This is a genomic window from Micromonospora sp. WMMD812, assembly GCF_027497215.1.
Taxonomy (GTDB): domain Bacteria; phylum Actinomycetota; class Actinomycetes; order Mycobacteriales; family Micromonosporaceae; genus Micromonospora.
In genome coordinates this window covers 2,941,946-2,962,072 of the sequence record NZ_CP114904.1, presented here as the reverse complement: position 1 = coordinate 2,962,072, position 20,127 = coordinate 2,941,946, and the positions used below count along the sequence as shown (strand labels likewise).

The following is a 20,127-nucleotide window of genomic DNA, read 5'->3' as shown; positions in this document are numbered from 1 at the left end:
GGCGGTGCGGCCGGTGCTGAAGGCGTGCCTCAATGGCGGGCGCGGCCAGGCCGAGCATCCCGCCGTGCCCGTCACGCCGGCCGACCTGGCCGCCGACGCCGCACGCTGCGTCGCGCTCGGCGTGGCGGCCGTACACGTCCACCCCCGCGACGGGGCCGGCGCCGAGTCGCTGCGCCCCGAGGTGATCGCCGACGCGCTGACCGCCGTCCGGGCCGCCCGGCCCGACCTGCCCGTCGGGGTGAGCACCGGCGCCTGGATCGAGCCGGACCCGGCCGCCCGGGTGGCCGCCGTCCGGGCGTGGCACGTGCTGCCCGACTTCGCCTCGGTGAACGCACACGAGGAGGGCGCCGAGGCGGTCGCCGCCGCCCTGCACGAGAGAGGCATCCTGGTGGAGGCCGGGCTCTGGACGGTCGAGGCGGTCGCCGCGTACCGGGGCTGGCGGGTTCCCGCGGGCCGCATCCTCGTCGAGTGCATGGCCGAGCAGCCCGCCGTCGCACTGGCCGACGCGGCCAGGGTGCTCTCCGCCCTGCCCACCGGCAGCGATGCCCCGCCGGTGCTGCTGCACGCCGAAGGCCCAGCGACGTGGCCGGTGCTCGCCGACGCCGTCCGCCGGGGCCTGCACACCCGCATCGGCCTCGAAGACACACTCCGCCTGCCGGACGGCACCCCCGCCCCCGACAACGCGTCCCTCGTCACCGCCGCCCGCGCCGCCGGCGCCCGCTGACCCGCGCCCGGACGGGCCCGGGCCCTGGACGGGCCGCCGCAGATCGACTTCCCTGATGTCGGGCTGTCCGAGCCTGCCCGACACCCCGAGTTCAAGGAACCCGAGTGGATCAACGGCTCGAGCCTTGCGCGGCACCATATCGCCGACATGGCGGTGTACCGCACGACCGGATACCGCCATGTCAGTGACCTGGAGTTGATCAACGCGCACCACGGCTATCGAGCGGGCCGCGCGCCGGAGGTGGTGAACTGCGGCGACAGGCGGCCGGCGGTTCGGCTCGCCACCGCCGTGGTCAGCCCGACGCGGTACGCGGCGTGGACGATTCTGTCCGGCCGACCGAACTGCTCGTCGTCGAGAGCCCGGCGTCGCCGGCTCGACCCGCGGTTCCGGCGCCGGGCCGTCCGGCCGTGACCTGGTTCCGGCGCCGGGCCGTCCGGCCGTGACCTGGTTCCGGCGTCGGGCGGTCCGGCCGTGACCTGGTTCCGGCGTCGGGCGGTCCGGCCGTGACCTGGTTCCGGCGTCGGGCGGTCCGGCCGTGACCTGGTTCCGGCGTCGGGCGGTCCGGCCGTGACCTGGTTCCGGCGTCGGGCGGTCCGGCCGTGACCTGGTTCCGGCGTCGGGCGGTCCGGCCCTGATCTGGTTCCGGCGTCGGGCGGTCCGGCCCTGATCTGGTTCCGGCCTCGGGCGGTCCGGCCCTGATCTGGTTCCGGCGTCGGGCCGTCCGGCTGTGACCTGGTTCCGGCGTCGGGCCGCCCTGACCTGGCTGGCGATGGGTCGCGTCGGAGGCGTGGTCGTGGGGTTTGTCCCCTGGTGTCCGCCGTCGGGTGAGCGCTGCGTTACTCCGCAACTTCTCTCCGTTCGGGGGGTTTGATCATGAGTTCTTGACCAGAGCACCCCTGGCGACCTAGCCTCGCCATACAGGCTCACATTGCCCGACCAGCGCAGGCTAAGCGCACAACATAGATCTCGTAACAGAACAGCATCACTTTGGCCGGCTCGCCGGCCTCTGGCGGTAGCTCCGGACAGGCCGGTCCGGAGCCGCCGCGACAACTGCACCCGGCCGCCGACGATGCCGCAGGGCACCGCCGGCGGAGAGAGCTACCCACGGCCAGCCGCTCCGGTCGGGCGTCCAGAGTCGCAGGAGCGTGCCGTCGGCACGGTCGCTGCGGCGCCGACGTTAGGGGAGGCGGCCATGGCGGGGCGGCACAGGTTCACCGGCGGTCCGCGCGAGGTCCGGGCATGAGCGCCTTCGACGTCGTGCTCCTCGCTGTCGTACTGGTCCTGACGGTGGTGGTGGTCGGCGCCGTACTGCTGGGAGTGCGGGCGCTACGCCGGTTCCAGGGCGCGCCGGCTCCGGAGGATCCGGCCTTCATCGCCGAGAAGGACCGGCAGGAGCAGTCGCTGGCAGCCCTGCGCAGCGCGGCCGACGAGGCGAACAGCACGATCGACGTGGCGAAGTCCGCGGCGGCGGCCGCCCGGGCCGAGGCCGCGGCGGCGAAGGCGGAGGCGAAGGCGGCCCGGGCCGAGGCCCGGCGGGTGCTCGACGACGCCCGAACCGAGGCGGACACCGTGCTGGAGCGGGCCCACAAGCAGGCCGAGGCCGACGCGGAGCAGTTGCGCAAGGCCGCCCGGCGCAGCGGTGAGCGCGAGGTGGCGGTCCTCGCCGCGACCACCCGGGAGCAGGCGGCCGAGGTGGAGCGGCGGGCCGCCCGGATGGACGAGCGGGAGCGGCTGCACACCGAGGAGGTCGAGCGGCTCGCCGAGCGGGAGCGCCAACTCACCGCGTCCAGCGCCGCGCTGGCGGCCCGGGAGGCCGCGCTCGGCCGGCGGGAGGCAGAGCTGCTCGAGGCCGAGGAGCTGCGTCGCCGCGAGCTGGAGCGGGTGGCCGGGCTGACCGCCGACACCGCCCGGGCGGAGCTGATCGAGGCCATCGAGTCGCAGGCCAAGCGGGAGGCCGCGCTGCTGGTGCGCGACATCGAGGCGGACGCCCGCAGCACCGGCGAGCAGCGTGCCCGGCACATCGTGGTGGACGCCATCCAGCGGGTGGCGAGCGAGCAGACCGCGGAGAGCGTGGTCAGCGTCCTGCACCTGCCCGGGGACGAGATGAAGGGCCGCATCATCGGCCGGGAGGGGCGCAACATCCGCGCCTTCGAGTCGGTGACCGGGGTCAACCTGATCATCGACGACACGCCGGAGGCGGTGCTGCTCTCCTGCTTCGACCCGGTCCGCCGCGAGGTCGGCCGGCTCACGCTGGAGAAGCTGGTCCTGGACGGGCGGATCCACCCGCACCGGATCGAGGAGGTCTACGAGTTGGCCCGACACGAGGTGGACCAGCTCTGCCAGCGGGCCGCCGAGGACGCGCTGGTCGAGGTCGGCATCACGGAGATCCACCCGGAGCTGGTCAGCCTGCTCGGTCGGCTGCGCTACCGCACGTCGTACGGGCAGAACGTCCTCAAGCACCTGGTGGAGACGGCGCACATCGCCGGCATCATGGCCGCCGAGCTGAAGCTGGATGTGCCGACCATCAAGCGGTCGGCGTTCCTGCACGACATCGGCAAGGCGCTCACCCACGAGGTGGAGGGCAGCCACGCGATCATCGGCGCCGACCTGGCCCGCAAGTACGGCGAGAGCGAGGACGTGGTGCACGCCATCGAGGCGCACCACAACGAGGTGCCGCCGCAGACCATCGAGGCCGTGCTGACCCAGGCCTCCGACGCCTGCTCCGGCGGCCGTCCGGGTGCCCGGCGGGAGAGCCTGGAGGCGTACGTCAAGCGGCTGGAGCGGATCGAGGAGATCGCGGCCAGCAAGCTGGGCGTGGAGAAGGTCTTCGCCATGCAGGCCGGCCGGGAGATCCGGGTGATGGTCAAGCCGGACGACGTCGACGACATCGGCGCGGCCGTGCTGGCCCGGGACGTCGCCAAGCAGATCGAGGAGGAGCTGACCTACCCGGGCCAGATCCGGGTCACCGTGGTCCGCGAGTCCCGGGTGACCGAGATCGCCCGCTGACACGGCCGGCGGGATCCGGCCGAGCCGGCCCGGGCACGACGACTACGCACAGGGCCGCCCCGATTCGTCGGGGCGGCCCTTCTGCTCGGTGCGGCGTGGCTCAGACGCCGCCACCCATGCCGCCGCCCTCGGCCTGCGACATGACCGATGCCGGCGGCGGGTTCTGGGCCGGCGTGCCGGCGGTCTTGCGGCCCCGGGAGAGCCGGCGCTGGACGTACTGGGCCAGCTTCGACAGCGAGTAGTTGACCGCGATGAAGAGCACCGCGATCACCACGTAGACCTGGATCGGGTTGCCCAGCACACCGATGATCTGCTTGCCGATGTTCAGGGTCTCCTCGTAGCTGATGATGAAGCCGAGCGAGGTGTCCTTGAGCACCACCACCAGCTGGCTGATCAGCGCCGGGAGCATGATCCGGAATGCCTGCGGGAGCAGGATGATCCGGGTGGTCTGCAACGGGGACAGACCGATCGCGGCCGCCGCCTCGCCCTGCCCGCCGGGCAGGCCCTCCATGCCGGAGCGGAGGATCTCGGCGATCACCACCGAGTTGTAGATGGTGAGGCCGATGACCAGGTACCAGAGCGTCTCGAAGGTGACGCCGAACTCGGGGAAGCCGCGGGCCACGAAGAAGATGGTGATGACGACGGGAAGGCCGCGGAACACCTCGACGCAGACCCGGGTGACCGCCGACAGCAGGACGCTCAGCCCGCGCAGCAGGTACGACACGGGGGTGGCAAGCCCGGTGAACCGGCGCCGGGCCAGGCTCTTGAGCTGGATCCGCAGCACCGCCAGCAGGGTGCCGATCACCAGCGAGGAGATGATCGCGAGCACCGCCGCGATCAGGGTGTTCTTGAGGCCGAGCCCGATCCGGTCCCAGACCAGCGAGAAGTTCTCGTTGGAGGGGTCGACGAGCGGCCCCCACAGCTCCATCGAGAACTGGCCCTTGTCGTCCAGCGGCCGGTAGATCAGGAAGTACGCGCCGACCAGCAGCAGAACGGTGGCGACGAGGCTGCTGACGAGGGTGATCCGGCGCTGCCGCGGTCCGGGTACGTCGTAGAGGACGGTCTGCTGGCTCATCGGGCCACCGCCTGTCGCTTCTCGATCCGGTCGAGGAGGGCGCCGAGGGGAACCGTCATGATCAGGTATCCGATCGAGATGCCGATGGCGACGGGGATGAAGGCGTAGCCCTCGGCCCCGGTGAGCTGGTCGGCGGTGGCCGACAGGTCACCGACCACGCCGAAGAAGCCGATCAGCGCCGAGTTCTTGATCATCGCGATGATCACCGAACCGAGCGGCACGATCGAGGCCTTCCAGGACTGGGGCAGCACCACGTACCGCAGGTTCTGGCCGAAGGTCAGCCCCAGCGAGCGGGCGGCCTCGGCCTGCCCGGCCGGCACCGCGTTGACCCCCGAGCGCAGCGCCTCGCAGACGAAGGCCGCGGTGTAGAGCACCAGGGCGATCAGCGCGAAGCGGAAGTAGGGCAGGTCCGTACCGAGCCGGTTGAACAGCGAGTCCAGGCCCGGGATGCGGAGGAAGTCCGCGTTCGAACCGAGCGCCGGCAGGCCGAACGCGGCGAAGAACATCACCACGGTCAGCGGCATGTTCCGGAAGATGTTCACGTAGCTGGTGCCGAGCGCCCGTAGCGGCGGCACCGGCGAGATCCGGAGCACCGCCACGACGGCGCCCAGGATCAGGGCGCCGATCGCGGCGAGCAAGCAGATCTGGAGGGTGAGCCAGAAACCACCCGCGAAGACGTCGAACTTGTCGATGAGCACACTCACGGGTTGGTCTTCCTCCCCACCCTCCAGATCGACGGGATCAGATCAGTAGCGGTTGACGGTCGGGGCGCTGCCCAGCTCGGCTCCGAACTTGCCGGCCGTGTCGTCCCAGGCCTTCTTCCAGCTGCCGTCGGCGTACGCCTTCTCCAGCGTGTCGTTGATGAAGGTCCGGAAGTCGTTGTCTTCCTTCTTCACGCCGATGCCGTACGGCTCCTTGGTGAAGTTGTCGCCGGCCAGCTTGAACGAGGCCTCGTCCTTGGCGATGTAGCCGAGCAGGATCACGTTGTCCGTGGTCACGGCGTCGACCTGGCCGCCCTTGAGGGCGTCGCGGCACTTGTCGTAGGTGTCGAAGAGCACCAGCTGGGTGGCGACGTCCTTGACGTACTGCTTGATGGTCTCGGCGGGGGTCGAGCCGGTGACCGAGCAGACCTTCTTCGTGCCGTCCTTGAAGGAGTCCGGGCCGGTGATGGTGGTGTCGTCCTTCTTCACCATGACGTTCTGGCCGGCCTCGTAGTACGGCCCCGCGAAGGCGATGCGCTCCTTGCGCTTGTCGTTGATCGTGTAGGTCGCGGCGACGAGGTCGACCGTGCCGTTCACGATGACGTCCTCGCGGACCTTCGAGGGGGCCTCGACCCACTCGATCTTGTCCTCGGGGATGCCGAGCTCCTTGACGATGATCTTCGCGACCTCGACGTCGAAGCCCTCCGGCTTGCCCGACAGGCCCTTCAGGCCGAAGCCGGGCTGGTCGAACTTGGTGCCGATCTTGATGGCCTGCGCCTTGTTGAGCCGCTCCATCGTGCTGCCGGCGGCGAACGTCTTGCTGCCGGCGCCGGTGTCCTCACCGGCGTCGTCGCCACCGCAGGCGGTCAGGCCGAGCGCCAAGGTGGCGGCCGCGGCGAGCGCCGCTACGCGCGTGATACGCATACTCTTCTCCTTCTTCGGGTTGGACCCGCCGGGGGACGGCGTGCTCCGGTGTACGCCTAGTGCGTGAGGATCTTGGAGAGGAAGTCCTTGGCCCGCTCGCTGCGGGGGTTGGCGAAGAACTCGGTCGGCGGAGCATCCTCCACCAACTGCCCGTCGGCCATGAAGATGACCCGGTTGGCCGCGTGCCGGGCGAAGCCCATCTCGTGCGTGACCACGACCATCGTCATGCCGTCGCGGGCCAGCGACGTCATCACGTCGAGCACCTCGCCGACCATCTCGGGGTCGAGCGCGCTGGTGGGCTCGTCGAAGAGCATCGCCTTGGGCTGCATGGCCAGCGCGCGGGCGATCGCGGCCCGCTGCTGCTGACCGCCGGAGAGCTGGGCGGGGAACTTGTCGGCCTGGTTGGCGATGCCGACCCGGTCGAGCAGGGCCAGGCCGCGCTCGCGGGCCGTCGCCGGCTTCTCCTTGCGCACCTTGACCGGCCCGAGGGTGACGTTCTCCAGGATGGTCTTGTGCGCGAAGAGGTTGAACGACTGGAACACCATGCCGACCTCGCTGCGCAGCTTCGCCAGCGGCTTGCCCTCCGCCGGCAGCGGCTGCCCGTCGAAGGTGATGGTGCCGGAGTTGATCGGCTCGAGTCGGTTGATGGTGCGGCAGAGCGTCGACTTTCCGGAGCCGGACGGGCCGATCACCACGACCACCTCGCCGCGGCCGACCGAGAGCGAGACGTCGTCCAGCACGTGCAGCGGCCCGAACCACTTGTTGACCGAGTCCAGCACGATGAGCGGTTCGCCCGTCGTCACGTCGTCCACCGTCCCTGTCGTCTCCCGATCGGGGTCGGATGACCCCCGGTTGGGCAACTGTAGGCGGGGGGATGTGGCGGAACGCAACTCAGTTGGTCACGGAGCGGTAACACCGCCGGCGAACAGCGTCGGGAGTCCGATTTTGACCGCGAAACGGCCCCATCGCGGTGGCGGTGGGTGACCGATGGCGAGATCATGTCGGGATGACGGAACCGGTACGCCTGACCCGGTATGCCCGCGGCGGTGGCTGCGCCTGCAAGATCCCTCCGGGTGAGCTGGAGGCGATGGTGGCCGGTCTCGGGCCGGCGACGGGCACCGCCGACCTGCTGGTCGGTCTGGACCACGGCGACGACGCCGCGGTGGTCCGGCTCGACGAGCGCACCGGTCTGGTCAGCACCGCCGACTTCTTCACCCCGGTCGTCGACGACGCCTACGACTGGGGGCGCATCGCCGCGGCCAACGCCCTCTCCGACGTGTACGCCATGGGCGGCACCCCGCTGGTCGCGCTGAACCTGCTCTGCTGGCCGCGGGAGGTGCTGCCGCTGGAGCTGGCCCGGGAGGTGCTGCGCGGCGGGCAGGACGTGGCCCGCGAGGCCGGCTGCCACCTGGCCGGCGGGCACAGCGTCGACGACGACGGTCCCAAGTACGGGCTGGCGGTGACCGGCGTGGTCCGCCCGGAGGAGCTGATCACGCTGGACGCGGGCCGGCCGGGCCTGCCGCTGTCGCTGACCAAGCCGCTCGGCGTCGGGGTGCTGAACACCCGGCACAAGACCACCGGGGAGAGGTTCCCCGAGGCGGTGGCCACGATGAGCGCGTTGAACCGCGACGCGGCCCGGGCGGCGGTGGCCGCGGGTGTCCGCTGCGGCACCGACGTGACGGGCTTTGGCCTGCTCGGGCACGCGTCGAAGCTGGGCCGGGCCAGCGGGCTGACCGTGGCCATCGACGCGTCGCGGGTGCCGTACCTGGCGGGGGCCCGGGAGGCGGTACGCGACGGCTACGTCAGCGGCGGCAGCCGGCGCAACCTGGACTGGGTGCGCCCGTGGACCGACTTCGGCGCGGCCGGGGAGGACGAGCGGCTGCTGCTGGCCGACGCGCAGACCTCGGGGGGTCTGCTGGTGGCCGGCGAGGTGCCGGGCGCCCCGGTCGTCGGTGAGCTGCGACCGCGCGGCGAGCATCTCGTGGTCGTGCGCTGAGGCCCGGCGCGCGGGCGGCGGACACCGCGCCGGGCCGGTAAGGTCCGTACCGGCCGGTCCCGTCGACGGGACGCGCGGAGGCCCGGCAGGGATCGTCGTCGATGGAGCGCGGTCCGGCGACGGAAGTGTCGGGGGTCGGACACCACCTCGTGTCGCCGGCGGAATGCGGCACCATACCCGATAAACTGTCATCTTCCGGCTGCTCCGAGCCAGGGGGCTCCGGGAAATTTTGCCCGGAATGGTCACAGACCGGTAACTTGCCCCCGGCTGGGGTCAAATGCACCCCACCATCGTCAGTAAGGCCCGATCCAAGGCCGGTGGGACGAACGCAGCGAGGAGGCGGCATGACCGAGCTGTGGAACTGGAGAATCGACCAGGTACGACCCGTGGAGGTCTACCCGGCGCTGGCCGAGGCACTCGGCCGGGTGGTGATGCCCCTGGCGGTCGCCGACCCGGCGCGGCTGCCGACGTACGCGGTGATCTGCGACGTCTGGCAGGCGCCCGGCGAGTTCGCCACGATCGTGGACTGCTACGGGGTGCCCGACGGGCTCTCCGAGCACGCCAGCATCGCCGCGCTGGCGCGGCTGCTGGATCGCAACTGCCTGCTGCGGGACGACACCCTCGACGCCGGCCGGCACCTCCTGGTGTCGCCCGACGGGACGATCCGCCCGGTGCACTTCGACGTCCAGGAGACCGACGACGGCGAGGTGCTCAGCAACCAGCGGCTCTGCACCGAGGCCGATCCCGGCTGCCGCGGCTGGTCCCAGTGTCACCGCTCGCGCTGGGCTCCCGACACGGTCGCCCCGGCGCTCGCCGCGGCCTGACCCTCGCGCGGCGCGGACGCGCCGCGCACCACGAGCTGGTCGAGCAGGGTTCGGGTGGCCTCCGCGACGGCGGCCACCGCCGCGTCGAAGGCGGCGGCGTTGTGCGCGGCGGGCGTCCGGAAGCCCGAGATCTTCCGGACGTACTGCAGCGCCGCCGCCTGGACGTCGGCGTCGGTCACCTGCGGGGTGTACGGCTCACGCAGGGTCTTGATGCTTCGGCACACGGCTCCTCCTCGGTTCTGGTCCATCCGGTCGGCCCGGATACGCTGTCCTGGTCATGACTACCGCAGCGGCGGGCAGCCCGCGTACCTACCAGGTGCGGACGTACGGCTGCCAGATGAACGTGCACGACTCCGAGCGCATCTCCGGCCTGCTGGAGCAGGCCGGATACGTCCGCGCGGCCGAGGCCGACGAGCAACCCGACGTGGTGGTGTTCAACACCTGCGCCGTCCGGGAGAACGCGGACAACCGGCTCTACGGCAACCTCGGTCATCTGCGCCCCGTCAAGGACAAGCACCCGGGGATGCAGATCGCCGTCGGCGGCTGCCTCGCCCAGAAGGACCGCGGCGACATCGTCCGCAAAGCGCCCTGGGTGGACGTGGTCTTCGGCACGCACAACATCGGCTCGCTGCCGGTGCTGCTCGAGCGGGCCCGGCACAACGCCGCCGCCGAGGTGGAGATCATGGAGTCCCTCGACGTCTTCCCCTCGACGCTGCCCACCCGCCGCGAGTCGACGTACGCCGGCTGGGTGTCGATCTCGGTGGGCTGCAACAACACCTGCACGTTCTGCATCGTGCCCTCCCTTCGCGGCAAGGAGAAGGACCGCCGGCCCGGCGACATCCTCTCCGAGGTGCGCGCCCTGGTCGACGAGGGCGTGCTGGAGGTGACCCTGCTCGGGCAGAACGTGAACTCCTACGGGGTCGAGTTCGGTGACCGGTACGCCTTCGGGAAGCTGCTGCGGGCCTGCGGCGACATCGACGGTCTGGAGCGGGTCCGGTTCACCAGCCCGCACCCGAAGGACTTCACCGACGACGTCATCGCCGCGATGGCCGAGACGCCCAACGTCTGCCACTCGCTGCACATGCCGCTGCAGTCCGGCTCCGACGACGTGCTGCGGGCGATGCGGCGCTCGTACCGGTCCGAGAAGTACCTCGGGATCATCGAGAAGGTCCGGGCGGCGATGCCGGCCGCGGCGATCACCACCGACATCATCGTGGGCTTCCCGGGTGAGACCGACGCCGACTTCGCGCGCACCCTCGACGTGGTCCGGGAGGCCCGCTTCTCCTCGGCGTTCACCTTCCAGTACTCCAAGCGCCCCGGCACCCCCGCTGCCACGATGGACGGCCAGTTGCCCAAGCAGGTGGTCCAGGAGCGCTACGAGCGGCTGATCGCGGCCGTCGAGGAGATCACCTGGGCGGAGAACAAGCGCCTCGTGGGGGAGACCGTCGAGGTGCTGGTCGCCGTCGGCGAGGGGCGCAAGGACGAGCGGACCGGCCGCCTGTCCGGGCGGGCCCGCGACGGCCGACTGGTGCACTTCGACGCCGGCTCCCTGGCCGGGCAGATCCGCCCCGGCGACATCGTGCACACCACCGTCACGTACGCCGCCCCGCACCACCTCAACGCCGACGGCGAGCCGCTGTCGCACCGGCGCACCCGGGCCGGCGACGCGGCCGAGGCGGGGCGCTCCCCGCGTACCCCCGGTGTGCTGCTCGGACTGCCCACGATCGGCGCGCCGGCCGCGGCGCCCGAGCCGGTGTCCGGCTGCGCCGCGCACTGACGCGCGGTTCCGCCAACGCACGATCGCGCCGCATCCCGGAAGTAGAGGCCTCGACGACGTGTCGATGCCACTACTTCCGTGTTCGAGCACGATCATGAGGAAAGCAGTAAAGCCCCTGGCTGACGCGGTCGCGTCGGCCAGGGGCTTCGTCCGTGACGAGGTCAGCTGGACTGTTCGGCGAGCTGGAGGAACTGCCGCTTGGAGGCGAGCGCCTGCTCCGCCTCCCGGATCCGCCGGGCGTCGCCGGCGGCCTGGGCCCGGGAGAGCCGCTCCTCGGCCTCGGCGACCTGCGCCCGCATCTGGGCCAGCAGCGGGTTGTCCTCCTTGGTGGTCCGGCGCCAGGCCGAGTCCATCACCTCGCGGACCTTGTCGTCGACCGCGCGCAGCCGCCGCTCCAGGCCGGCGGCCGCCTCGCGGGGCACCCGGCCGGCCTCGTGCCACTGCGCCTGGATGTCCCGCAGCTTCGCCTGGGCGCCCTTGGGGTCGCCGTCGACGTCCAGCGCCTCCGCCTGGGCGAGCAGGGCCTGCTTACGCTCCAGGTTGGCGCGCTGCTCGTTGTCCCGCGCCGAGAAGACCTCACTGCGCCGGGTGAAGAACTCGTCCTGCGCCGCCCGGAACCGTTCCCAGAGCCGCTGCTCGGCCTCCTTCGAGGCGCGCGGCGCGGCCTTCCACTGGGTCATCAGGTCCTTGAGCTGGTTGGCGGTGGCCGCCCAGTCGGTGGAGTCCTTGAGCTTCTCGGCCTCGGTGACCAGCTCCTCCTTCACCGTCTGCGCCTGCTTGCGCTGCGCGTCGAGGGAGGCGAAGTGGGCGCCCCGACGGCGGGTGAAGCCGTCCCGGGCGGCGGCGAACCGCTTCCACAGCTCACCGTCGGTCTTCTTGTCGACGCCGCGGATGGTCTTCCACTCGTCGAGGATCTCCTTGAGCCGGTCCCCGGCCGTCTTCCAGCCGGTCGACTCGGCGGCCAGCTTCTCGGCCTCCTCGACCAGGGCGGTCTTGCGGGCAAGCGCCTCGCCCCGGGCCGCGTCCCGTGCCGCGCGGGCCTCACCGGCCTTCTCCTCGGCGACGCCGGCGAGCCGGTCCAGCCGCGTGGCCAGCCCGTCGATGTCGCCGACCACGTGCGCCTCGGCGAGCGAGGCCCGGATCCGACGGATCGTGCTCAGCGAGTGGCCGGCGTCCGCCGCACCCGAGTTGAGCCGGGCCTCGGTCAGGTCCACCTCGGTCACCAGGTCGGCGAAGCGACGCGCGAAGTGCGCGAGTCCCTCCTCCGGTGCTCCTGCCTGCCAGGATCCGACCACCCGCTCGCCCTCGGTGGTCTTCACGTACACGGTGCCGTCCGCGTCCACCCGTCCGAAGGCAGTCCAGTCGCTCATGTGCCCATCCTCGTTCTCCCGGCGCCGGGAGAGCACTCTCCCGATCACCGCCACAGCGCAGCCAAGTTTCTCCCGGCATTGTCACAGGTCCGACCCGGTCCCCGTCGAGCGCCTATCGCCGACCGTGACCATACGGTGTCCTAGCGCCCGGATGACCGGATCGGCGCGGAGACGCACCGGAGATTCCCGCTACGGTGAGCGGGTGCCACTGGTCGCCGCCGCCGTCTGCCCACACCCGCCCCTGCTCGTGCCCGAGGTGGCCGGCGCCGCGGCACCCGAACTGGACGATCTCCGCGCCGCCTGCGACGCCGCCGTCGCCCGGCTGTTCGCCCACGAGCCGGACGCCGTGGTGCTGGTCGGGGACGGGCCGGCCACCGGTTGGATCCGGCCGCCGGCGACCGGTTCGCTGCAACCCTGGGGCGTGGACCTGGCCGTCCCGCTCGACTCCGAGCAGCCCGACCGGGGCGCGGTGCTGCCGCTGAGCCTCACCGTCGGCGCCTGGCTGCTGGCCCGGCACGAGGAGCGCCTGCCGGTCGCCGCCGTCCAGGTGGCCGCCGCCGCCGACGCGCCGACGCTGCGGGCCCTCGCCGGGCAGGTGCACGACCACCGTCCCCGGGTCGCGCTGCTGGTGCTCGGGGACGGGTCGGCCTGCCGGGGCGAGCGGTCGCCCGGCTACGCCGATCCGCGCGCCGAGCCGTACGACGAGGGAGTCGCCACGGCCCTGGCCGGCGCGGACGCCGAGGCCCTGCTCGGCCTGGACCCGGTGCTGTCCGCGGAGCTGAAGGTCGCCGGGCGGGCGCCGTGGCAGGTGCTGGCCGGCGCCGCGCGCGCGACCGGCGGGGACTGGCGCGGTGAGCTGCTCTCCGACACGGCCCCGTACGGCGTGGCCTACCTCGTCGCCACCTGGGAGCCGGCGTGACCGGGCCGGCCGACCCGGGAGAGAGCCACCCGCCGGCCGACCCGGGCGGCAGCCACCCGCCGGTCGGGACGGTCGTCGCGGTGGTCGGGCCGACCGCGGCGGGCAAGTCGGCGCTGAGCATCGCGCTCGCGCACGCCCTCGACGGCGAGGTGGTCAACGCCGACTCGATGCAGCTCTACCGGGGCATGGACATCGGCACCGCCAAGCTCAGCCCGGCCGAGCGGGACGGCGTGCCGCACCACCTGCTCGACATCTGGGAGGTCACCGAACCGGCCAGCGTCGCGGAGTACCAGGGGCTGGCCCGGGCGGCGGTCGACGACATCCTGGCGCGGGGGAGGGTCCCGCTGCTGGTGGGCGGCTCCGGGCTCTACGTGCGGGCTGTGCTGGAGCAGTTCGAGTTCCCCGGCACCGACCCGGCGGTGCGGGAGCGGCTCGAACGGGAGCTCGCCGAGGCCGGCCCCGCCCCGCTGCACGCGCGCCTCCGCGCCGCCGACCCGACCGCCGCCGCCGGCATCCTGCCCGGCAACGGCCGGCGGATCGTCCGGGCCCTCGAAGTGATCGAGCTGACCGGGGCGCCGTTCACCGCGTCGCTGCCCGAACCGACGCCGTACTACCCGTCGGTGCAGATCGGCGTCGACCTGGACACCGGGCCGCTCGACGAGCGGATCGCCCGGCGGGTGGACCGGATGTGGGCCGACGGGCTGGTCGCCGAGACGCGGGAACTGGTCGACCGCGGCCTGCCGTACGGGCGTACGGCCAGCCGGGCCCTCGGCTACCAGCAGGTGCTGCGCTTCCTCGCCGGCGAGCTGACCGAGACCGAGGCGTACGAGGAGACGATCCGCGCGACCCGGAGGTTCGTCCGCCGGCAGCGCTCCTGGTTCCGGCGCGACCCCCGGATCCACTGGCTGGACTCGGCCGCGCCGGACCTGGTCGAGGCCGCGGTGGGACTGGTGCCGGCGGCTGCGCGATGATGGAGGCGTGGAGTTCACCAAGGGGCACGGCACCGGCAACGACTTCGTGATCCTGCCCGACCCGGACGGGGCGCTCGACCTCACGCCCGGCCTGGTCGCCGCGCTCTGCGACCGGCGCCGGGGGATCGGCGCGGACGGCGTCCTGCGGGTGGTCCGGTCCGCGAAGCACCCGGACGGCGCGGCGCTGGCCGGCGAGGCCGAGTGGTTCATGGACTACTGGAACGCCGACGGCTCGTTCGCCGAGATGTGCGGCAACGGGGCCCGGGTCTTCGTCCGCTACCTGCTCGACACGGGGCTCGCCACGCCCACCGGCGCGGCGCTGCCGGTGGCCACCCGGGCCGGCGTCGTGCGCGCGCGGGTCGAGGGGGACACCGTCGCCGTCGAGATGCGGCGCCCCCGGGTGTACGACGCCTCCACCGCCACCCTGGGCGGCCTGACGCTGACCGGCACCGCCGTGGACGTGGGCAACCCCCACCTGGTCTGCCCGCTCCCCGGCGGGCTGGAGCTGCCGGAGCTGGACCTCACCCGGGCGCCCCAGGTCGATCCGGCGGTCTTTCCGGCGGGCGTGAACGTCGAGTTCACCGCACCGGGCACACCGGTGGAGGGGGCCGACGGGCACGTGTTGATGCGGGTGTACGAGCGCGGGTCGGCGGAGACCCTCTCCTGCGGCACCGGCGCCTGCGCGGTGGCCGCAGTGGCGCTGCACGAGGCCGCCCGGGCAACCGGGGTGGTCGCGGTCGACCTTCCCGGTGGCCGCCTCACCGTCACGGTGACGGACGACTCCTGCTGGCTCGCCGGTCCCGCCGTCCTGGTAGCCACCGGACAGATCACCCCGGAGTCCCTGCACGCCTGACCCGCTTCCCGGGACCCCTGCGCCGATCACGCAGTTGTGGTGCCTCCCCAAGGCCCCGAGTCGGGGCGAAGCTGGCGCCACGACTGCATGATCGACTGCGCGTAGCGGCGCCGTCAGGGGGTGGCGGACGCTTCGGCGGCGATCTCGGGGAGGTCGGCCGGGCCGGGGTCGGCGGCCGGCACGGGCGACGGGTTCTGCGCGGCGGCGCGTACGGCGGCGGCCACCGCGGGGGCGACCCGGGAGTCGAAGACGCTGGGCACGATCACCGTAGGGTTGATCTTGTCCTCGCCGACCACGTCCGCGATGGCCCGGGCCGCCGCGATCGCCATCTCCTCGGTGAACTCCTCGGCGTGCGCGTCGAGCATGCCGCGGAACACGCCGGGGAAGGCGAGCACGTTGTTGATCTGGTTGGGCTGGTCCGACCGGCCGGTGGCGACGACCGCGGCGTGCTTGCGCGCCTCCCGCGGGTCGACCTCCGGGTCGGGGTTGGCCAGCGCGAACACGATCGCGTCCTTGGCCATCTTGGCGATGTCCTCGCCGGTGAGCAGGTTCGGCGCGCTCACCCCGATGAACACGTCCGCGTCCATGATCGCCCCGGGCAGGTCCCCGGAGTAGTTCTCCTTGTTGGTGTTCTCGGCCAGCCACTGCCAGGCCGGGTTGAGCCCGGTCAGCCCGCGGTGCAGGGCGCCCTGCCGGTCGTACGCGATGATGTCGCCGACGCCCTGACGCAGGAGCAGCTTCATGATCGCGGTGCCGGCCGCGCCGGCGCCGGAGACCACCACGCGGACGTCCGCGAGCTGCTTGCCCACCACCCGCAGCGCGTTGGTCAGCGCGGCGAGCACGCAGATCGCGGTGCCGTGCTGGTCGTCGTGGAAGACCGGGATGTCCAGCGCCTCGCGCAGCCGGGCCTCGATCTCGAAGCACCGGGGGGCGGCGATGTCCTCCAGGTTGATCCCGCCGTACGCCGGGGCGATCGCCTTGACGATGGCGACGATCTCGTCGGTGTCCTGCGTGTCGAGCACCACCGGCCAGGCGTCCACCCCGCCGAAGCGCTTGAAGAGCGCGGCCTTGCCCTCCATCACCGGCAGCGACGCCGCCGGCCCGAGGTTGCCCAGGCCCAGCACCGCCGAGCCGTCGCTGACCACGGCGACCGTGTTCCGCTTGATGGTCAGCCGCCGGGCGTCCGCCGGGTTCTCCGCGATCGCCATGCAGACCCGGGCGACCCCCGGTGTGTACGCCCGGGACAGCTCGTCGCGGGTGCGCAGCGCGACCTTCGGGGTGACCTCGATCTTGCCGCCGAGGTGCAGCAGGAAGGTCCGGTCGGAGACCTTGCGCACGTCCACGCCGTCGAGCGCGGTGAGCGCCTCGACGACCTGGTCGGCGTGGCTGGCGTCGGCGGTGTCGCAGGTGAGGTCGACGAGCACGTGGGTCGGGTCGGAGTCGACCACGTCCAGCGCGGTCACGATCGCGCCGGCCTCACCGACGGAGGTGGTCAGCCGTCCGATCGACGAGGCGTCCGCCGGTACGGCGATCCGGATCGTGATGGAGAATCCGGCACTCGGCAGTCGGGTGATGGCCACAGGTTTCCCTCCGTCGGCACTGAACGGCTCGACTGGCATTTCTACCCGCCCTCGCAGGTCGGCCGGTATCCGGCCCCGCTACCGACGGGTACGCCTCCGGGCATATCACAGGTGCGCCGGGCGTTGTCACATGTCAGGATTGCTCGGTACGTGACAGAACGGACAGGAGATCAGCTTGCGCGACCAGGACACCGTCGTCATTCCCTTCGAAGATGAGGAGCTCGACGCCACGACCGGCGAGTTCGAGCTGTCGGAGCGGCAGGCGCTGCGGCGGGTCCCCGGCCTCTCCACCGAGCTCACCGACATCACCGAGGTCGAGTACCGCCAGCTCCGGCTGGAGCGCGTCGTCCTCGTCGGCGTATGGACCGAGGGCAGCCAGAGCGACGCCGACAACTCGCTCACCGAGCTCGCCGCGCTGGCCGAGACGGCCGGTTCGCAGGTGCTCGAGGGTCTCATCCAGCGGCGCAACCGGCCCGACCCGGCCACCTACATCGGTCGGGGCAAGGTCGACGACCTGGGCGCTGTGGTGCTCGCCACCGGCGCCGACACGGTGATCTGCGACGGTGAGCTCTCCCCGTCGCAGCTGCGCAACCTGGAGCAGCGCACCAAGGTCAAGGTCGTCGACCGGACCGCGCTGATCCTCGACATCTTTGCGCAGCACGCCAAGAGCAAGGAAGGTAAGGCCCAGGTCGAGCTGGCCCAGCTCGAATACCTCCTGCCCCGCCTGCGTGGTTGGGGTGAGACGCTCTCCCGCCAGACCGGTGGTAGCGGCCGCGGCGGTGGCGCGGGTGGTGGCGTGGGCCTGCGTGGTCCCGGTGAGACCAAGCTCGAGACCGACCGGCGCCGGATCCGGCACCGCATCGCGCGGCTGCGCCGCGAGATCAAGGGCATGACGACGGTACGCCAGACCAAGCGCGCCCGTCGTTCCCGCAACGCGGTGCCCGCGGTGGCCATCGCCGGCTACACCAACGCCGGCAAGTCCAGCCTGCTCAACCGGCTGACCGGCGCGGGCGTGCTGGTCGAGAACGCGCTCTTCGCCACCCTCGACCCGACCACCCGTCGGGCCACGGCGGCCGACGGCCGGCTCTACACCCTCTCGGACACGGTCGGGTTCGTCCGGCACCTGCCGCACCAGATCGTCGAGGCGTTCCGCTCGACGCTGGAGGAGGTGGCCGAGGCCGACCTGGTGGTGCACGTCGTAGACGGCACCCACCCGGATCCGGAGGAGCAGGTCCGGGCAGTGCGCGAGGTGCTCGCCGAGGTGGGCGCCGACAAGCTGCCCGAGCTGCTGGTGGTCAACAAGATCGACGCCGCCGACGAGGAGACGCTGCTGCGGTTGAAGCGGCTCTGGCCGGAGGCGATTTTCGCCTCGGCGCACTCGGGGCGCGGGATCGACGAGCTGCGGGCCACCGTCGAGTCGCGGCTGCCGCAGCCGGCCGTGGAGGTCCGGGCGGTCCTGCCGTACGACCGGGGCGACCTGGTGGCCCGGGTGCACCGGCAGGGCGAGGTGCTCAGCACGGCGCACCTGCCCGAGGGCACCCTGCTGCACGTGCGGGTGAGCGAGGCGATCGCCGCCGAGCTGGCCCCGTACGCGGTGGGGCAGGCGGTTGCCGCCGGGGCGTGAGCGTCCCGGCGTCACCCGGTCGAAACCTGCGGCATGCGACACTGGCGGAATGCGCCGCGCTGTTTCCTCGGTCACGGTCGCCCTCGGACTGCTGGGGGCGACCGTGGCGTTCAGCGGAGCCGCCGTTGCGGCTCCGGCCCCGGCCGCCCCCGCTCAGGCCGCCGCCCCCGAGCCCGTGCCGGGCAAGAAGCGGTGCTCCGTCACCGACGAGCGGCTCCGTGAGCTCTCCGGTCTGGTGGCGACGGCGACCGGCTACGTCGTGATCAACGACAGCACCGAGACCGACGCGCGTAAGCGGGTCTTCTTCCTCGACACCAAGTGCAAGATCTCAAAGACTCCGGTCTCCTACAGCGGCGACGGCCCGTACGACACCGAGGACCTGGCGCTGTCCAAGGACAAGAAGACGCTCTGGATCGCCGACATCGGCGACAACGTCACCGCCAAGCAGCGGCGGTCACGGGTGGCGGTCTGGACCATGCCCCTCACCGGCGCCAGCAAGCCGGTGCTCCACCGCCTCTCGTATCCCGAGAACAAGCCGCACGACGCCGAGGCTCTTCTCCTCGGGGATGACGGCGTGCCGCTGATCATCACGAAGGTGACCTCAGGCAAGGCGCAGATCTACCGCCCCACCGCGAAGCTCAAGAACGGCGACACCGAGCCGGTGCCGATGGAGAAGGTCGGCGACATCGCGCTGCCCAAGACCGAGACGGAGAACCCGCTCAACACCTTCGGTCGGGTGGCGATCACCGGGGCCGCCCGCTCGCCCGACGGCAGCCGGGTGGTGCTGCGCACGTACGCCGACGCCTTCGAGTTCGACGTCACCGGTGGCGACATCGTCGCGGCACTGACCACCGGCAAGCCGCGGGTGACCCCGTTGACGGACCCGTTCGGCGAGGCGATCAGCTACTCGACGGACGGCAAGACCTTCCTCACCGTCTCCGACGGCCAGCAGTTCAGCGCCGAGGACCCGATCGACATCCTCGCCTACACCCCCTCCACCGCGACCGCGGCGCCGGTGAGCGCGGAGACCGCCGCCAAGCCGGCGGCGAGCCGGTCCTGGTTCGACAGCCTCAGCCTCAAGGACATCACGTACCTGATCGGCGCGGTCGGAGTGGTCGGGGCACTGCTGGTGGGCGCCGGCATCGTCGGCATTCTCCGGGCCCGCCGCAACCCGGCCACCGATGATCAGTCGGACGGCGACCGGGACGACATCGTGCCCGGCGGCCGGACGGACGAGGACCAACCGGGTGCGGGGCGGTCCCGCGGCGGGGTCTACGGCGGTGCTCCGGCTGCCGGTGGCGTCTACGGCGGCGGCCGCAATGGCGCGGCCCCGGCCGGGGGCGGGGTCTACGGCGGTGCCCGTCCGGCCGGCGGCTCGGGTGGCGTCTACGGTGGCGCCCGGCCCGCTGGCGGCGGCGGTGCCCGTCCGGCCGGCGGCGGTGGCGCTGCGCGTCCGGCCGGTGGCGGTGGTCGTGCGGGCGGCGGCGGTGGCCGTCCGGCCGGTGGAGGCGTCTACGGCGGTGGCGGTGGCGGTGGCCGTCCGCCGGGTGGTGGTGGACGGCCCGGCGGCGGGGTCTACGGCGGCGGCCAGCCCGGCGGCGCGGGTGGATACGGCGGCGGCCGAGCAGAGCCGCCACGGCGCAGCGGACCGGAGCCGGACTACGGCGGTCAGCGACCGGGCCGCCGGCGCGACGACGACGGCGACCCCTACGGCCAGTATCCCGGTCGCGGCCACCGCGGCGACCGCTACTGAACCTCCTGGTCGGGTGGTGACCGCCGCGCA

Annotated in this window: 17 protein-coding genes; 10 read left to right on the top strand and 7 right to left on the bottom strand. The window is 72.4% G+C overall.

Going from position 1 to position 20,127, the window contains the following annotated elements; genetic code table 11:
- Window positions 1-4 precede the first annotated feature (4 nt).
- Both O7603_RS13520 and rny read left to right on the top strand, forming a co-directional pair.
- Complete coding sequence (locus O7603_RS13520) at window positions 5-724, top strand: 3-keto-5-aminohexanoate cleavage protein (protein ID WP_348651061.1); 720 nt, start codon at window positions 5-7, stop codon at window positions 722-724.
- Window positions 725-1,963: 1,239 nt separating this feature from the next.
- The gene (gene rny / locus O7603_RS13515) at window positions 1,964-3,730 is read left to right on the top strand and encodes a ribonuclease Y (protein WP_281576055.1); all 1,767 of its coding nucleotides are present in this window, start codon (window positions 1,964-1,966) and stop codon (window positions 3,728-3,730) included.
- A 100-nt stretch (window positions 3,731-3,830) separates the two neighbouring features.
- Here the strand turns inward: rny and O7603_RS13510 are convergent, their stop codons facing one another.
- From O7603_RS13510 to O7603_RS13495, 4 genes are read right to left on the bottom strand one after another with little or no spacing between them, the layout of a single operon-like run.
- Window positions 3,831-4,805 (bottom strand): amino acid ABC transporter permease, encoded by a 975-nt coding sequence (locus O7603_RS13510; protein ID WP_281576054.1) that lies wholly within the window; start codon window positions 4,803-4,805, stop codon window positions 3,831-3,833.
- Window positions 4,802-5,509, bottom strand: a complete 708-nt coding sequence (locus O7603_RS13505) for an amino acid ABC transporter permease (protein ID WP_281576053.1) — start codon at window positions 5,507-5,509, stop codon at window positions 4,802-4,804. The genes O7603_RS13510 and O7603_RS13505 overlap by 4 nt, the downstream gene beginning before the upstream one ends.
- Window positions 5,510-5,551: 42 nt before the next feature.
- Window positions 5,552-6,430: a glutamate ABC transporter substrate-binding protein gene (locus O7603_RS13500; RefSeq protein WP_281576052.1), complete on the bottom strand. Its 879-nt coding sequence runs from the start codon at window positions 6,428-6,430 to the stop codon at window positions 5,552-5,554.
- A gap of 56 nt (window positions 6,431-6,486) precedes the next feature.
- Entirely contained in the window at window positions 6,487-7,242 is a 756-nt protein-coding gene (locus tag O7603_RS13495) for an amino acid ABC transporter ATP-binding protein (RefSeq protein WP_281576051.1), read from the bottom strand.
- Between the two features lie 194 nt (window positions 7,243-7,436).
- Between O7603_RS13495 and selD the strand changes: the two genes are divergently transcribed.
- Both selD and O7603_RS13485 read left to right on the top strand, forming a co-directional pair.
- Entirely contained in the window at window positions 7,437-8,426 is a 990-nt protein-coding gene (gene selD / locus O7603_RS13490) for a selenide, water dikinase SelD (protein ID WP_281576050.1), read from the top strand.
- A gap of 344 nt (window positions 8,427-8,770) precedes the next feature.
- Window positions 8,771-9,250 carry a hypothetical protein gene (locus O7603_RS13485; RefSeq protein ID WP_281576049.1) on the top strand — a complete coding sequence of 160 codons (480 nt, stop codon included), beginning with the start codon at window positions 8,771-8,773 and terminating at the stop codon, window positions 9,248-9,250.
- Here O7603_RS13485 and O7603_RS13480 read toward each other — a convergent pair.
- A complete protein-coding gene (locus O7603_RS13480; RefSeq protein ID WP_281576048.1) occupies window positions 9,196-9,474 on the bottom strand; it encodes a DUF2277 family protein in 279 nt (92 codons plus the stop codon). The genes O7603_RS13485 and O7603_RS13480 overlap by 55 nt on opposite strands.
- 53 nt (window positions 9,475-9,527) lie before the next feature.
- On the opposite strand from O7603_RS13480, the gene miaB reads away from it, so the two are divergent.
- Window positions 9,528-11,027, top strand: coding sequence for a tRNA (N6-isopentenyl adenosine(37)-C2)-methylthiotransferase MiaB (miaB, locus tag O7603_RS13475; protein ID WP_281576047.1), 1,500 nt, complete (start codon window positions 9,528-9,530; stop codon window positions 11,025-11,027).
- A gap of 161 nt (window positions 11,028-11,188) precedes the next feature.
- Here miaB and O7603_RS13470 read toward each other — a convergent pair whose 3' ends face one another.
- A complete protein-coding gene (locus tag O7603_RS13470; RefSeq protein ID WP_281576046.1) occupies window positions 11,189-12,397 on the bottom strand; it encodes a DUF349 domain-containing protein in 1,209 nt (402 codons plus the stop codon).
- Window positions 12,398-12,548: 151 nt separating this feature from the next.
- On the opposite strand from O7603_RS13470, the gene O7603_RS13465 reads away from it, so the two are divergent.
- The 3 genes from O7603_RS13465 (at window position 12,549) to dapF (ending at window position 15,140) form a co-directional block, all read left to right on the top strand.
- Window positions 12,549-13,316, top strand: coding sequence for a class III extradiol dioxygenase subunit B-like domain-containing protein (locus O7603_RS13465; RefSeq protein ID WP_281576045.1), 768 nt, complete (start codon window positions 12,549-12,551; stop codon window positions 13,314-13,316).
- An 80-nt stretch (window positions 13,317-13,396) separates the two neighbouring features.
- Window positions 13,397-14,287 carry a tRNA (adenosine(37)-N6)-dimethylallyltransferase MiaA gene (gene miaA, locus O7603_RS13460; RefSeq protein ID WP_281576689.1) on the top strand — a complete coding sequence of 297 codons (891 nt, stop codon included), beginning with the start codon at window positions 13,397-13,399 and terminating at the stop codon, window positions 14,285-14,287.
- 7 nt (window positions 14,288-14,294) lie between these two features.
- Window positions 14,295-15,140 (top strand): diaminopimelate epimerase, encoded by an 846-nt coding sequence (gene dapF, locus O7603_RS13455; RefSeq protein WP_281576044.1) that lies wholly within the window; start codon window positions 14,295-14,297, stop codon window positions 15,138-15,140.
- A gap of 113 nt (window positions 15,141-15,253) precedes the next feature.
- Here the strand turns inward: dapF and O7603_RS13450 are convergent, their stop codons facing one another.
- On the bottom strand, window positions 15,254-16,720 hold the full coding sequence (locus O7603_RS13450; RefSeq protein ID WP_281576043.1) for an NAD-dependent malic enzyme: 1,467 nt from the start codon (window positions 16,718-16,720) through the stop codon (window positions 15,254-15,256).
- 175 nt (window positions 16,721-16,895) lie between these two features.
- On the opposite strand from O7603_RS13450, the gene hflX reads away from it, so the two are divergent.
- Both hflX and O7603_RS13440 read left to right on the top strand, forming a co-directional pair.
- Complete coding sequence (gene hflX / locus O7603_RS13445; protein WP_281576042.1) at window positions 16,896-18,344, top strand: GTPase HflX; 1,449 nt, start codon at window positions 16,896-16,898, stop codon at window positions 18,342-18,344.
- 49 nt (window positions 18,345-18,393) lie between these two features.
- On the top strand, window positions 18,394-20,097 hold the full coding sequence (locus O7603_RS13440; RefSeq protein ID WP_281576041.1) for a hypothetical protein: 1,704 nt from the start codon (window positions 18,394-18,396) through the stop codon (window positions 20,095-20,097).
- Window positions 20,098-20,127 lie beyond the last annotated feature (30 nt).